Origin of the sequence: Mesorhizobium sp. ORS 3428, assembly GCF_001854785.1 — a bacterium.
In the GTDB taxonomy this organism is placed as follows: Bacteria; Pseudomonadota; Alphaproteobacteria; order Rhizobiales; family Rhizobiaceae; genus Mesorhizobium.
In genome coordinates, this window is sequence record NZ_MDFL01000157.1 from 1 (window position 1) to 13714 (window position 13714).

General features: G+C 62.7%; 13 protein-coding genes. 11 read left to right on the forward strand and 2 right to left on the reverse strand.

The window, feature by feature from the left end; all coding sequences use genetic code 11:
* From nadA to ORS3428_RS26235, 11 genes are all read left to right on the forward strand, one after another.
* A partial coding sequence (gene nadA, locus ORS3428_RS26180; protein WP_071101182.1) for a quinolinate synthase NadA occupies positions 1-968 on the forward strand: 968 nt, incomplete at its 5' end.
* A complete protein-coding gene (locus tag ORS3428_RS26185; RefSeq protein WP_071101183.1) occupies positions 965-2503 on the forward strand; it encodes an L-aspartate oxidase in 1539 nt (512 codons plus the stop codon). The genes nadA and ORS3428_RS26185, both read left to right, overlap by 4 nt.
* Position 2504: 1 nt before the next feature.
* Positions 2505-3386 carry a carboxylating nicotinate-nucleotide diphosphorylase gene (gene nadC, locus ORS3428_RS26190; protein ID WP_071101184.1) on the forward strand — a complete coding sequence of 294 codons (882 nt, stop codon included), beginning with the start codon at positions 2505-2507 and terminating at the stop codon, positions 3384-3386.
* A 390-nt stretch (positions 3387-3776) separates the two neighbouring features.
* A complete protein-coding gene (gene panD, locus ORS3428_RS26200; RefSeq protein ID WP_071101186.1) occupies positions 3777-4229 on the forward strand; it encodes an aspartate 1-decarboxylase in 453 nt (150 codons plus the stop codon).
* A gap of 60 nt (positions 4230-4289) precedes the next feature.
* On the forward strand, positions 4290-5288 hold the full coding sequence (gene bioB / locus ORS3428_RS26205) for a biotin synthase BioB (protein WP_071101187.1): 999 nt from the start codon (positions 4290-4292) through the stop codon (positions 5286-5288).
* Positions 5285-6433, forward strand: coding sequence for an 8-amino-7-oxononanoate synthase (locus tag ORS3428_RS26210; protein WP_071101188.1), 1149 nt, complete (start codon positions 5285-5287; stop codon positions 6431-6433). Before bioB ends, ORS3428_RS26210 begins: the two co-directional genes overlap by 4 nt.
* Positions 6434-6449: 16 nt before the next feature.
* Positions 6450-7085, forward strand: coding sequence for a dethiobiotin synthase (gene bioD / locus ORS3428_RS26215; protein ID WP_071101205.1), 636 nt, complete (start codon positions 6450-6452; stop codon positions 7083-7085).
* A complete protein-coding gene (locus tag ORS3428_RS26220) occupies positions 7085-8350 on the forward strand; it encodes an adenosylmethionine--8-amino-7-oxononanoate transaminase (RefSeq protein WP_071101204.1) in 1266 nt (421 codons plus the stop codon). The genes bioD and ORS3428_RS26220 overlap by 1 nt, the downstream gene beginning before the upstream one ends.
* Complete coding sequence (locus ORS3428_RS26225) at positions 8347-9330, forward strand: beta-ketoacyl-ACP synthase III (RefSeq protein WP_071101189.1); 984 nt, start codon at positions 8347-8349, stop codon at positions 9328-9330. The genes ORS3428_RS26220 and ORS3428_RS26225 overlap by 4 nt, the downstream gene beginning before the upstream one ends.
* A 66-nt stretch (positions 9331-9396) precedes the next feature.
* Entirely contained in the window at positions 9397-9846 is a 450-nt protein-coding gene (gene panD / locus ORS3428_RS26230) for an aspartate 1-decarboxylase (RefSeq protein ID WP_071101190.1), read from the forward strand.
* Positions 9847-10043: 197 nt separating this feature from the next.
* On the forward strand, positions 10044-11081 hold the full coding sequence (locus ORS3428_RS26235; RefSeq protein ID WP_071101206.1) for an MBL fold metallo-hydrolase: 1038 nt from the start codon (positions 10044-10046) through the stop codon (positions 11079-11081).
* Between the two features lie 39 nt (positions 11082-11120).
* Here the strand turns inward: ORS3428_RS26235 and groL are convergent, their stop codons facing one another.
* Together groL and ORS3428_RS26245 are read right to left on the reverse strand one after the other, a co-directional pair.
* Complete coding sequence (gene groL / locus ORS3428_RS26240; RefSeq protein ID WP_071101191.1) at positions 11121-12752, reverse strand: chaperonin GroEL; 1632 nt, start codon at positions 12750-12752, stop codon at positions 11121-11123.
* A gap of 56 nt (positions 12753-12808) precedes the next feature.
* A complete protein-coding gene (locus tag ORS3428_RS26245) occupies positions 12809-13123 on the reverse strand; it encodes a co-chaperone GroES (RefSeq protein ID WP_040999456.1) in 315 nt (104 codons plus the stop codon).
* Positions 13124-13714: the final 591 nt, after the last annotated feature.

The window sequence follows — 13714 nt, forward strand, 5'->3', positions numbered from 1 at the left end:
GCGCGTTACCTACGGCCGCGTCGCTCTACGAGCGCGTCCGGCGCGTTATCCCGCCAGTCGAATGGCCGGCCTTTGCCGATGACATCGACGCCATCCTGGCGCTGAAACGCGAACGCAACGCCGCCATCCTGGCGCACAACTATCAGATGCCCGAAATCTTTCACTGCGTGGCCGACATTGTCGGCGACAGCCTGGCACTGGCTCGCGAGGCGATGACGGTCGATGCGGATCTGATCGTGGTCGCCGGCGTGCATTTCATGGCTGAGACGGCGAAGCTCCTCAATCCCGGCAAGACCGTGCTCATCCCAGATCTCGCCGCCGGCTGTTCGCTGGCCGACTCGATCACCGCCGAGGACGTGCGGCTGATGYGGCAGCGCTATCCTGGCGTTCCGGTCATCACCTACGTCAACACCTCTGCAGCCGTGAAGGCCGAGTCCGACATTTGCTGCACCTCTGGAAACGCRCTTGCGGTGGTGAAGTCGCTCAATGCGCCGCGCGTCATCATGCTGCCCGACGAATATCTGGCGAAAAACATCGCGGCGCAGACCAAGGTCGAGATCATCGCCTGGAAGGGACGCTGCGAGGTCCACGAACGCTTCAGCGCGGCCGACATTCGCGAGCTGCGCGAGGCTCATCCCGGCGTCACGGTGCTTGCCCATCCTGAATGCCCACCGGAGGTCGTCGCCGAGGCCGACTTCGCCGGTTCGACGGCGGCGATGTCCGACTATGTCGGACGGCATAAGCCGGCGCGTGTTGTGCTGATGACGGAATGCTCGATGAGCGACAATGTCGCGGTCGAGCATCCTGACGTGGACTTCGTGCGTCCCTGCAACCTGTGCCCGCACATGAAGCGCATTACGCTAGGCAATATCCGCAGCGCGCTCCAGGAGAACCGACATATCGTCACGATCGATCCCCGTGTCGCCGAGCGCGCCCGCTGGGCCGTCGAGCGCATGCTCTTCGTATGACGACCTACATCCATGACATCGGTGGGGCGCCGGTCATCATCGGCGCTGGCCTCGCCGGACTGATGACGGCGCTGCATCTGGCGCCAGAGCCGGTCATCCTCCTCTCCAGGACACCACTTGGGACGGATGCCTCGAGCACACTCGCGCAGGGTGGGCTTGCGGCAAGCCTTGGCGAGGACGACAGCACTGACCTGCACCTTGCCGATACGCTTGCCGTCGGCGATGGGCTTTGCAACGAAGAAATAGCCAGGCGAGTGGTCGAGGCCGTCCCTCACGYGGTCGAGAACCTCATTCGTCTTGGTGCTCCCTTCGACCGCGCTTTGGATGGGAAACTGCGGCTTGGCCTGGAGGCAGCCCATTCACGGCGCCGGATCGTTCATGCTGCTGACGCCACAGGGCATCAGTTGTTTCATGCGCTGCTTGCCGTGGCGCGGCGCACCCGTTCGATCACAATCATGGAAGGCATAACAGCCCTTCGGCTGGTGGTCGCCGAGGGCTGCACCGTTGGCGTGCTGGCTGTGCTGAACAGCRGCGTCTTTGCCTTGCCCACCCGCCGTGTGGTGTTGGCGACCGGCGGTATAGGTGGCCTGTTTTGCGACACAACCAACCCGCTTTCTTCGTTTGGCYACGGGCTGGCGCTGGCCGCCTGTGCCGGCGCCGAGCTCGCCGACCTCGAATTTGTGCAGTTCCATCCGACGGYGCTCGACACGGAGCGCAGGCCAATGCCACTTATAAGTGAAGCGGTACGGGGCGAAGGCGCGGTCCTGACTGATGAACATGGTCTGCGCTTCCTTGCCGACACGCCTGGCGCAGAGCTCGCAGCGCGCGATGTGGTCGCACGCGCAATTGCGCATCATCTCGCCGCTGGGCATCGTGTTTATCTCGATGCCCGCCGATGCCTCGGGCAAAAATTCGCAAAACGTTTCCCGGCGATCGAGGGGATTTGCAAGCAGGCCGGCATCGATCCGGCCGTGGAGCCGATCCCCGTGCGCCCGGCCGCCCACTATCACATGGGCGGTGTGGCCGTGGACGCTGACGGGCGCAGTTCCGTTAGCGGTCTGTGGGCATGCGGCGAGGTCGCCTGCACCGGACTGCATGGAGCAAATCGGCTCGCCAGCAACTCGCTGGCCGAAGCAGTCGCGACAGCGGCCTGGGTAGCGGCAAGTGTCGCCGGCACTTGCCGAGGCTGGCAGTGGTCTAGACTCCCAGCAATGGTTCCTATGCGACCCGACCCTTCACCCATTCGCCAACTCGTCTCCAATGCGCTTGGCATCATCCGGACAGGCAAGGGGCTGCGCGACGCGATCGCAGCTCTACTGCCGACCGCTGTTGGTGAGACAGCGGCGGCCGATCCGGCGCTGGTATCCATGTTGATCGCGATCGCGGCACTTCGGCGCGAGGAAAGCCGCGGCTCTCACTACCGGTCCGATTTTCCCAGGCGCGATGTTGACCCCCTCCCCTCCCGGCTGACGCTCTGCACAGCCTTCGAGAAGGCCGTCGCGCTCAACTGGCAAGCAGCCGAACGGAGCCTCTGAGATGAGTTCACTTGCGCCGCTTCCCCAGATTGTCATGGAGCCGATCGTCCGCGCAGCCTTGCTGGAGGATCTGGGCCGAGCCGGCGACATCACCAGCGATGCCATCATCCCCGCCGATTGCAAAGCGACGCTGGCGTTGAATGYCCGCCAGGCCGGCATTGTCGCCGRGCTCGATCTGGTGATGTTTGCCTTTCTGCTGGTCGATCCTGGGATCAGTATGCAGCTGCGATGCCCCGAGGGTGGCAAAGTTTCCGCAGGGGAGACAATCGCGGTCGTAAGCGGACCGGCGCGCAGCCTGCTGACGGCCGAGCGGACCGCGCTCAATTTCCTATGCAAGCTGAGTGGCATCGCAACGGCGACGGCCTCGCTTGTAAACGCGGTACGCGGCCATAGCACCAAGATCGTATGCACGCGAAAAACAACGCCAGGCCTGCGTGCCCTTGAAAAATATGCCGTGCGCGCCGGCGGCGGCGCCAATCACCGCTTCGCGCTCGACGACGCCGTGCTCATCAAGGACAACCACATCGCCATTGCCGGCGACATCCGTACCGCAATCGAGCGGGCGCGTAGTGCGGTAGGCCACATGGTCAAAATCGAGGTCGAGGTCGACACGCTGCAGCAGCTTGAGATGGCGCTCCAAGTCGGCGTCGACGCCGTTCTCCTCGACAATATGTCACTCGAGGATCTTGGGCAGGCCGTGGCGATGGTCGGAGGCAGAGCTGTCACCGAGGCGTCGGGCCGGGTGACCCTGAAAACGGCTCCCGCAATCGCGGCGACAGGCGTCGATCTCATCTCGGTCGGCTGGCTTACCCACAGCGCTCCCATTCTCGACATTGGCCTGGATATGCCGGCAGACCGGAATTGCCGCAGGCATCTGAACTGAGGGAGAGGACATGAGCCGGGACCGTAGGAACCCCTTTGGCCGCAGGCTAACTCGCGCCACCACGTCCTTAGTTCCACCGACCGCCGACCCAGGCCAGCTCCTTGGCGCACCGCATAGTTCTAGCGGCGAGGAGAAAGYGACGGGCCAGGGGCAAACAGAGGACCGCGTGGAAGCACTTGGCTTTATCATCTGTCGGCTCGACGAACTGCGCCAGATGGCTGCCTCTCACGGACTGGTAGCACTCGGTTGCCTGTTGGATGTCGCCTTCACCGAATCCTGCGACGCGATCAGAAGGGAGCGTTCTTGCACTCAAGCCGGAGAAAGCACGCGATAGGCGCCGAGAAAACGAGGCACCGGGGCAAAGGATCGAAAGTCGCTTTGGAGGAAGGGATGCGCAAAATCGTTGCCGGCAAGCTGCACGGCATCCACGTCACCGAGGCCAATCTCGACTATCACGGCTCGATCACGCTCGATCCCGATCATTGCGAGGAGGCAGGCATCCTGCCGATGGAATTCGTCGAGATCTGGAACAAGAATTCGGGCGCGCGGATCTCGACCTATGTCATCCTCGGCGATCGCGGGTCGCGCTGTTGCATCCTTAACGGTGCCGCGGCCCGCACCTGCCAGCCAGGCGACCAGGTCATCATCTGCAACTCGGTCTATGTGCACGAGAGCGAGTTGACCGCGCTCAAACCGCGTGTGCTGACCTTCGACAAGGATAATCGGATCGTCGACCGCCTCACTTATTCGGTAGAGCGCGATGCAGGCGGAGGGTACGGTTTTTCCATACTCAATGAATCCAACGACGTACTGCGCGTGCCGGCGCTGGTGAGCAGATCATGACGGGCTCCGAAGTCCGCTTTCTTGGCTGATAGCCAAACGTTTTTTGCTTATGGAGGTGGAATGAACGCGGAACTTGGCCCGAACCTGACATCGGACCCTCTCGGTTGGGCGCTTCCGCCCTGGACGCGAGAGGAAGCCCAGGCAATCTATGACCAGCCCTTCAACGACCTGCTCTTTCGGGCGCAGACGATCCATCGCGAAAATTTCGATCCCAACCGGGTGCAGCTGTCACGCCTGCTGTCGATCAAGACCGGCGGCTGCCCCGAGGATTGCGGCTATTGCAGTCAGTCGGCGCATCACGAAACGGGCCTCAAGGCCTCGAAGCTGATGGAGGTCGAGCGCGTCGTCGCTGAGGCCAGGAAGGCGCGCGATGYGGGCGCCACGCGCTATTGCATGGGCGCCGCCTGGCGCAGCCCCAAGGGGCGCGACATGGACGCCGTGGTCGCCATGGTCGAGGGCGTTAAGGCGCTCGGCATGGAGACCTGCATGACGCTCGGCATGCTCGACCTCGAACAGGCGCAGCGGCTCAAGCAGGCGGGGCTCGACTACTACAACCACAACATCGACACGTCGGAGBGCTACTACGGCGAGGTCATCAGCACGCGCAGCTTTGCGGATCGGCTGGATACGCTCGAGAACGTTCGCCAATCCRGCATCAAGGTCTGCTGCGGCGGGATTGTTGGAATGGGCGAAGAGCCGGTGGACCGCATCGACATGCTGGTGACTTTAGCCAACCTGCCGGAGCCGCCCGACAGCGTGCCGATCAACATGCTCATCCCGATCGCTGGCACCCCACTTGCCGACGCCAGCCCTATCGAGCCGATCGAGTTCGTGCGCATGATTGCGCTCGCCCGCATCATGATGCCGAAATCATATATACGCCTTTCGGCCGGCCGCACCGCCATGACCGATGAGCTGCAGGCGCTGTGCTTTTTTGCCGGCGCCAATTCGATCTTCGTCGGCGACACGCTGCTGACGGCGGGCAATCCCGGCCAGGACAAGGATACGCTGCTTTTTCGGCGTCTGGGCATCGAGCGGATGGAACTGGAGGCTGAGTGAACGAGGCACCGTTTGCCCGCTACGAAGCGACCTTACAGGGACTGGCGCGCAGGGGCCGGCTGCGGCGGCTTGCGCCGCGCGCCGGGCTCGACTTCTCATCGAACGACTATCTCGGGCTTGCCGCCTGCAAGAGGCTTGGCGACGCGGTTGTGGCTGCGATCGCGAGGGGCACGCCGGTCGGCGCAACAGGATCGCGGCTGCTGCGCGGCAACGCGCCGGAGCATGAGCAATTGGAAGCTCACGCTGCGGCGTTTTTCGGGGCCGAGCGCGCGCTTTTCTTCGGCGGCGGTTACATCGCCAATTTCGCTATTCTGACGACGCTGCCGCAGAAGGGCGACCTACTCGTCCTCGACGAGCTCGCCCATGCCAGCATGCACGAGGGTGCGCGCGCCGGACGCGCGGAGTTCGTTCTGGCAGCGCACAACGACCTCGACGCCGTCGAGGACGCCATCGCGCGCTGGCGCGCCGAAGGCGGCATGGGGCGCGTCTGGATCGCGGTCGAAAGCCTCTACAGCATGAGTGGGGACTGCGCGCCTTTGGAGAGCCTTGTCGCGCTCRCCGACCGGCACGAGGCGTTCATCGTTGTCGACGAGGCGCACGCTACCGGCGCCTGGGGACCGGACGGCCGCGGCCTTGCCGTCGCTTTCGAGGGGCGCGACAACGTCCTCGCGCTGCATACATGCGGCAAGGCGCTCGGCGCATCTGGCGCTTTCGTCACCGGCCCAAGGACACTGTGCGACTATCTCGTCAACCGCTGCCGTCCGTTCATCTATTCCACCGCGCCATCGCCGCTGATGGCCGTGGCCGCGCGCGAGGCGCTCGCGATATTGTCTGATGAACCAGAGCGTCGTCTCCGGTTGCATGAAATTATTGCATTTGCGGGCCGGCAGCTGGCCGAGCGCCTCGGCGCAGCGCCCAGCGGCTCGCAGATCCAGCCAATTATCATCGGCGACAACCGGCGCACCATGGCGGTGGCGGCGGCACTGCAGGCCCGCGGCTTCGACATACGCGGCATTCGTCCACCGACTGTGCCGGAAGGGACGTCGCGCCTGCGCATATCGCTGACGCTCAACGTCGATAAAGCCRCCATATCCGCCATGATCGATGCGCTTGTCGAGGCGTTGGCCCAGAATGACCAAAGGTGACATGACCCGAAGYGACATCAGCAGAGGCATAGTCATCACCGGAACGGATACCGGCATCGGCAAGACGGTGTTTTCGGCGGGCCTCGCCGGCCTGCTCGACGGCTTCTACTGGAAACCGGTGCAATCGGGCCTCGACGAAGAGACAGACAGCGAGGCTGTTGCCCGGCTTTCCGGCCTGCCGGCGGGGCGCATCCTGCCGGAAGTCTATCGTCTGAAGACGCCACTGTCGCCGCATCGTTCGGCCGAAATCGACGGCGTCGCAATCGAGGCGGCGAAGCTCTCGCTGCCGGACTTGCCAGGCCCGCTCATCATCGAAGGCGCTGGCGGAGTGATGGTACCGCTCAATCGGCAGACAAGATTCATCGACATATTCGGGGAATGGCAACTGCCGGTCATTCTTTGCGCGCGCACCGCCCTCGGCACCATCAATCACACATTGTTGTCGATCGAGGCGCTCAGGGCCCGTGCCATCCCGCTCATCGGCGTCGCCTTCATCGGCGAGGAAATGGCGGACAGCCAAAGGACGATCGTGGAATTTGGCAATGTGCGGCAGCTCGGCAGGCTGCCGCACCTTGATCCGCTGACATCTAAAACCTTGAGGGAAGCGATGGTTTCGGGCTTCGATCTCTCGCCGATTGCACGCGGTCAATGATGTCGCAATCCCGCGTTTGGCACCCTTTCACCCAGCACGCGCTCGAGCCGGCGATGCCCGAAATTGTCCGGACTGAAGGCGCTTATCTCCACAAGGCCRATGGCACCCGCATCCTCGACGCCATTTCGTCCTGGTGGGTCGTCACCCATGGCCATCGCCATCCGCGCATCGTCAAGGCCATCGAGACGATTGCTGCCAGCCTCGACCAGATCATTTTCGCCGGCTTCAYGCACGAGCCGGCCGAACACCTTGCCAAAGCCTTGGTGAATCTCGCGCCGCCGGGACTCGACTGGGTGTTTTATTCCGACAGCGGCTCGACCTCGGTCGAGGTCGCGCTGAAGATGGCGCTCGGCTATTTCCGCAATATTGGCGCGCCGCGCTCGCGCATCGTCGTCATGGAGCACAGCTACCATGGCGACACGATCGGCACGATGAGCGTCGGCGCGCGCGGTGTCTTCAACGCCGCCTACGAACCCATGCTGTTCGAAGTCGACACCATCCCCTTCCCGGCTGCGGGACGCGAGCAGGAAACGCTGGATCGGTTCGAGGTCGTCTCTCGCGACCGGCGCGCAGCCGCGCTTATTGTCGAGCCGCTGGTGCTCGGCGCCGGCGGCATGCTGATGTATCCGGGCTGGATTTTGGCTGAACTCAAGAGGATTGCCGAGGCTTCGGGCACGCTCCTGATCGCCGACGAAGTGATGACCGGCTGGGGACGCACCGGAACCATGTTCGCCTGCGAGCAGGCGAATATCTCGCCCGACATCCTTTGCACCTCGAAGGGCCTGACCGGCGGCACCATTCCGCTCGCCGCGACGCTGGCGACCGACGCCATCTTCCAGGCCCACTATTCGGTCGACCGGAAGAAGACCTTTTTCCATTCGAGCTCCTATACGGCCAATCCGATTGCGTGCGCGGCGGCACTCGCAAACGTCGAGATCTGGCAGGACGAGCCTGTTATCGAACGGATCGCGGCGCTCGCCGCGCTGCAGGCCGCTGGCCTTCAGCGCTTTCACGACAATGCTTGCTTCACCGACCGCCGGATCACCGGCACGATCGCTGCGCTCGATCTGGGTACCGCATCCCCCGGCTATCTGGCCGAGATCGGTCCAAAGTTGCGGGCATTCTTCCTCGAGCAGGGATTGCTGGTGCGCCCGCTCGGCAATGTGCTTTATCTGCTCCCACCCTATTGCGTAACCAGCGCCGAGCTCGATCGGCTTTATGACGCCATCGAGGAGGCCGGCGAACGCTTCGGATCCAAGCCATGAGCAGGTCCTCGCGCATCCTCGGGCTTGGCCATCAAGTGCCTGGGCGCAAGGTTGAAAACGCCGAGATCGAGAACAATCTCGGCCTCGAGCCAGGCTGGATCGAACGGCGCACAGGAATTCGCTCGCGCTTCTGGGCGACTGATGAAGACACGCTTTCGGGCCTTGCCGCGCTCGCCGGCGACATGGCGCTGGCAAATGCCGGTATCGATCGGAGCGACATCGGTCTTCTCTTGCTCGCCACGTCAACCCCCGACCATCTCCTGCCGCCGAGCGCGCCGCTGGTCGCGCACCGGCTCGGGCTCGGCCGCGCCGGTGCCATCGACCTGACCGGCGCCTGCGCCGGTTTCATCTATGCGCTGATGTTCGCCGACGGGTTCACCCGCGTGCACGGTCGACCCGCCCTTGTCATTGCCGCCAACATTTTGAGCCGCCGCATCAACCCGGCCGAGCGCGCCAGCGCCGTGCTGTTTGCTGATGCCGCCGGGGCAGTCGTGATCGGTCCCAGCGAGGATGCAGAACGCGGCATTCTCGGCGCTTCGGTGGATTCGGACGGTTCGCGCTACGGATTGATCCAGATCCCCGCCGGAGGAAGCAACACGCCTTTTGACAACGACCTCGATCTCGCGCAGACGCGCATGACGATCGTCGACGGCCGCGAAGTGTTCGCCAAAGCCGTGGAGATGATGACGGCATGTTCAAGGGACGCGCTCGCYAAAGCTCAAATGCGACCGCAAGACATCGACCGGTTCGTCCCGCATCAAGCCAACGYCCGCATTTTCGATGCCGTCGGCCGAAACCTCGGCATTAATGACCAGGCAATCGTCAAGACGATCGCCGAATACGGTAACTCTTCGGCCGCAACGATCCCGCTTTCGTTGTCGCTCGCCAATCATGCGCAGCCACTCCGGCGGGGTGAGAAAATCCTTCTGGCGGCAGCGGGCGCCGGTCTCAACGGCGGCGCGCTCGTGGTCGGAATGTAGCCGCGCGCCGGCCCCGACACGACATAAAGACTATTCATGCGGGACGCAAAAAAGGACAACAGACCAATGCGAAAAGTAGTCGCTGGCAAACTCCACGGCATCCACGTCACTGAAGCAAACCTCAACTACCATGGTTCGATAACGCTCGACCCTGACCACTGCGAGGCAGCCGGGATCCTGCCCATGGAATTCGTGGAAATATGGAACAAGAATTCCGGGGCGCGGATTTCGACCTATGTCATCCTAGGCGAGCGCGGGTCACGATGCTGCATCCTCAATGGTGCTGCCGCCCGCACCTGCCAGCCTGGCGACCCGATCATCGTGTGCAACTCCATCTACCTGAACGAAGCGCATATCGCAGCGCCGAAGCCGCGGATCGTCGCGTTCGACCAGGACAATCACATACGCGAGCGTCTGACCTACTCGGTCGACCTCGACGCATGGCCGTTACAGTTCTCGATCCATGATGAAGCCAATCAGGCATTGGCTACTCCTGCGCTTGTTTTCCGGGCGTGACTTGTCCCTGGCGCACGCATGAGCCGATGCGGTGTTTCCCGTCCCCGTCCACGTGGTGTCTTGACCCGCCGTGAGGAGGCTATGACGAACTTCGAGGCCATCCTGATCGGCGAGCGCTGAGTGGCGCCGCAGGGTAGCGGTAGAGTCGCATGACAAGCCGCAAAAAAAGATCGCGACCAGACGATATGGAGCAAATCATGATCTTCCGACAGCTGTTCGATTCCGTTTCGAGCACCTATTCCTATCTGCTTGCCAGTCGCCGAGGCGGYGAGGCATTGATCATCGATCCGGTTGTGGACAAGGTCGACCATTATCTCCAGCTCGTGCGTGAGCTCGATCTGAGGCTGGTCAAGGCGGTGGACACGCATCTTCATGCCGACCACATCACCGGCCTTGGYGTGCTGCGCGACAAAACGCAATGCATTACGGTGATGGGCGAGCAGACCAAGGCCGACGTGGTATCAATGCGGCTTACCGACGGTGACAGGCTGACCATTGAGGGGCTGGCGCTCGACGTCGTCCACACACCGGGTCATACCGACGATTCCTACAGTTTCGTCCTGCCCGACCGGGTGTTCACTGGCGACACACTACTGATCCGTGGCACCGGCCGCACCGACTTCCCGAACGGCGATGCGCGACACCAGTACGAGTCGATCTTCGGCCGCCTGCTCAGGCTGCCGGATGCGACGCTGGTCTACCCGGCGCATGACTACAAGGGCGACACTGTCTCCACAATCGGCGAGGAGAAGGCCTTCAATCCGCGCCTGCAGGTGAGGTCGGTCGAGGAGTATGTCGAGATCATGAACAATCTGAAGCTCGCCAACCCGAAAATGATGGATGTCGCCGTGCCCGCCAATATGAAGATCGGGCTGCAGCAGGACGAGGTCGCGCGGCGCGGCTGGGCGGCCAATGCCAACGAAGCGTTGGCGCTGGTCGGCAAGCCGGATGTCGCGCTGATCGACCTGCGCGAAAGCTCCGAGCGCGAACGCCAGGGCATTATTCCGGGGGCGCTGCATGTGCCCTACCCGAGGCTGCAAGAAAACATCRCTCCCGGCGGCGTGTTGCACGAGCTCGTCCGTTCCACTGGCAAGCGGCTTGTGCTTTACTGCGCCTTCGGCGAGCGTTCGGCCATGGCGGTGCAGGCCGCCCAGGATCAGGGCCTCACATCAGCCTGCCACATCGAGGGCGGAATCGACGCCTGGAAGAGGGCGAACGGACCATTGGTAAGGTAGCTCCGCCCTCTCCCACGATAAGAAAGAAAGTGGCGCTCGTCAGAAATCCATGCCGCCGCCGCCCGGCATCGGCGGGGCGGGAATTTCCTTCTTCGGCTTCTCGGCCACCATCGCCTCGGTGGTGACGAGCAGGCCGGCGACCGAGGCGGCGTCCTGCAGCGCCGTGCGCACGACCTTGGCGGGGTCGATCACGCCTTGGCTGAAGAGGTCGCCATACTCGCCGGTCTGCGCGTTCCAGCCATAGCCGAACTCAGGCTTCTCGCGAACCCTGCCCACGATAATGGAGCCTTCCGCCCCGCTGTTTTCGGCGATCTGGCGAGCGGGAGCCTCGATGGCGCGCCGCACGATCTCGACACCGGTCCTCTGGTCTGGGTTGTCGATAAAGACATTGTCGAGCGCCGTTGCTGCCCTGAGCAGTGCAACGCCGCCGCCCGGCAAGACACCTTCCTCGACCGCCGCGCGAGTGGCGTGCAGCGCGTCATCGACGCGGTCCTTACGCTCCTTGACCTCGACTTCGGTCGAGCCTCCGACACGGATCACCGCGACGCCGCCGGCGAGTTTGGCCAGGCGCTCCTGCAGCTTCTCGCGGTCGTAGTCGGAGGTGGTCTCCTCGATCTGGGCCCTAATTTGAGCTACGCGGCCGTTGATTTCGTCCTTATGGCCGGCACCGTCGACAAGGGTGGTGTTTTCCTTCTCTATCTCCACCTTGCGAGCACGGCCGAGCATTTCCAGCGTGACATTCTCGAGCTTGACGCCGAGATCCTCGCTGATCGCCGTGCCGCCGGTCAGGATGGCGATATCCTCCAGCATAGCCTTGCGGCGGTCGCCGAAGCCCGGAGCCTTGACGGCGGCCACTTTCAGYCCGCCGCGCAGCTTGTTGACCACCAGCGTCGCCAGCGCTTCGCCCTCGACATCCTCGGCGATGATCAGCAGCGGCTTTGAGGACTGCACCACCGCCTCCAGCACCGGCAGCAGCGCTTGCAGGTTGGAAAGCTTCTTCTCGTGGATCAGCACATAGGGCTCTTCGAGCTCGACGCGCATCTTCTCCTGGTTGGTGATGAAGTAGGGCGACAGATATCCGCGGTCGAACTGCATGCCTTCGACGATTTCGAGCTCGGTCTCGGCGGTCTTCGCTTCCTCGACGGTGATGACGCCCTCGTTGCCGACCTTTTCCATGGCCTCCGCGAGGAAGCGGCCGATCTCGGCGTCACCATTGGCCGAGATCGTGCCGACCTGTGCGATCTCGTCGTTCTTCGTCACCTTGCGGGCTTTGGCCTTCAAATCGGCGACGATCGTTTCTACCGCCTTGTCAATGCCGCGCTTCAAATCCATCGGGTTCATGYCGGCCGCGACTGCCTTGGTGCCCTCGGTCACGATCGACTGCGCCAGCACCGTGGCGGTGGTGGTGCCGTCGCCGGCGATGTCGCTGGTCTTGGACGCGACCTCGCGCACCATCTGCGCGCCCATGTTCTCGAATTTGTCCTCGAGCTCGATCTCCTTGGCGACGGTGACGCCGTCCTTGGTGATGCGGGGGGCGCCGAACGATTTGTCGATGACGACGTTGCGGCCCTTGGGACCAAGCGTCACCTTCACCGCATTGGCGAGAATGTCGACGCCGCGCAGCATGCRCTCGCGGGCATCAGAATGAAATTTCACTTCCTTGGCAGCCATGGTTCACTCCTGAGAAGAGGCAGTTCTTGTTTACTGTTTGTGTCGGTCAGTTTCGGTCACGCGGCTTGCCTGGCTGAGGCCGGAACCTCGATCACACCCAAGATGTCGCTTTCCTTCATGATGAGCAGGTCTTCGCCGTCGAGCTTAATGTCGGTGCCGGACCACTTGCCGAACAGGATGCGGTCGTCGACCTTCACGTCGAGGGGGGTGAGCTTGCCGCTCTCATCGCGAGCGCCTGGGCCGACGGCGATAACTTCACCTTCCTGCGGCTTTTCCTTGGCCGTGTCGGGGATGATGATGCCGCCGGCCGTCTTTTCGTCGGCCTCGATGCGACGAACGAGTACGCGGTCATGCAATGGACGGAACTTCATGTCGTTCTCCTTTAGGACAAACAGATTGCGAGAGACTCCCCGGACCCGACCCCGCAGGGCCAGAATGGGGTTCGCGCGACTTTTGCGGCATCGCGCGCGCATGCCGAACTGGTTTTGCTCCTTTCACGTTTCAAGAGGTGGACTGACCCAGGTGAATTTCCGAACATCATGGCCCCTGTGATTTTCCAACGAGACGCTTGAGCCTTGTCGCGCAAGCGCGGGACCAAGGTTCGGGGCGGCACCATGCTAAGCGCTGCGCAAAAGGGTATTTGGCGCGTATTGCGTCTGGCATGCATAGTCGTCAGATGCACGTCCATCAGGCAGTTGGTTCAACTTGCGGCAAGGATAGGAAACGAAGAAGCGTCCACATTCACATTTAACAGAGGGAGCGCGTTCTGGCGGCTTCACGGATATGTCTCGGTATACCTGCGAGTACGCGGCGCATCATTGGTTCCTTTTGTCCAATGYGAACCGCGAACGTCGAAGCCATAAGCAAAGCAGCTGTCGCCATGACACTTGTCATTTGTCTTTCTCCATTCTTACGGAGTTTATTCTCTTGCCTTTCGGTAAATCGAATCGAGCGCGCATTAT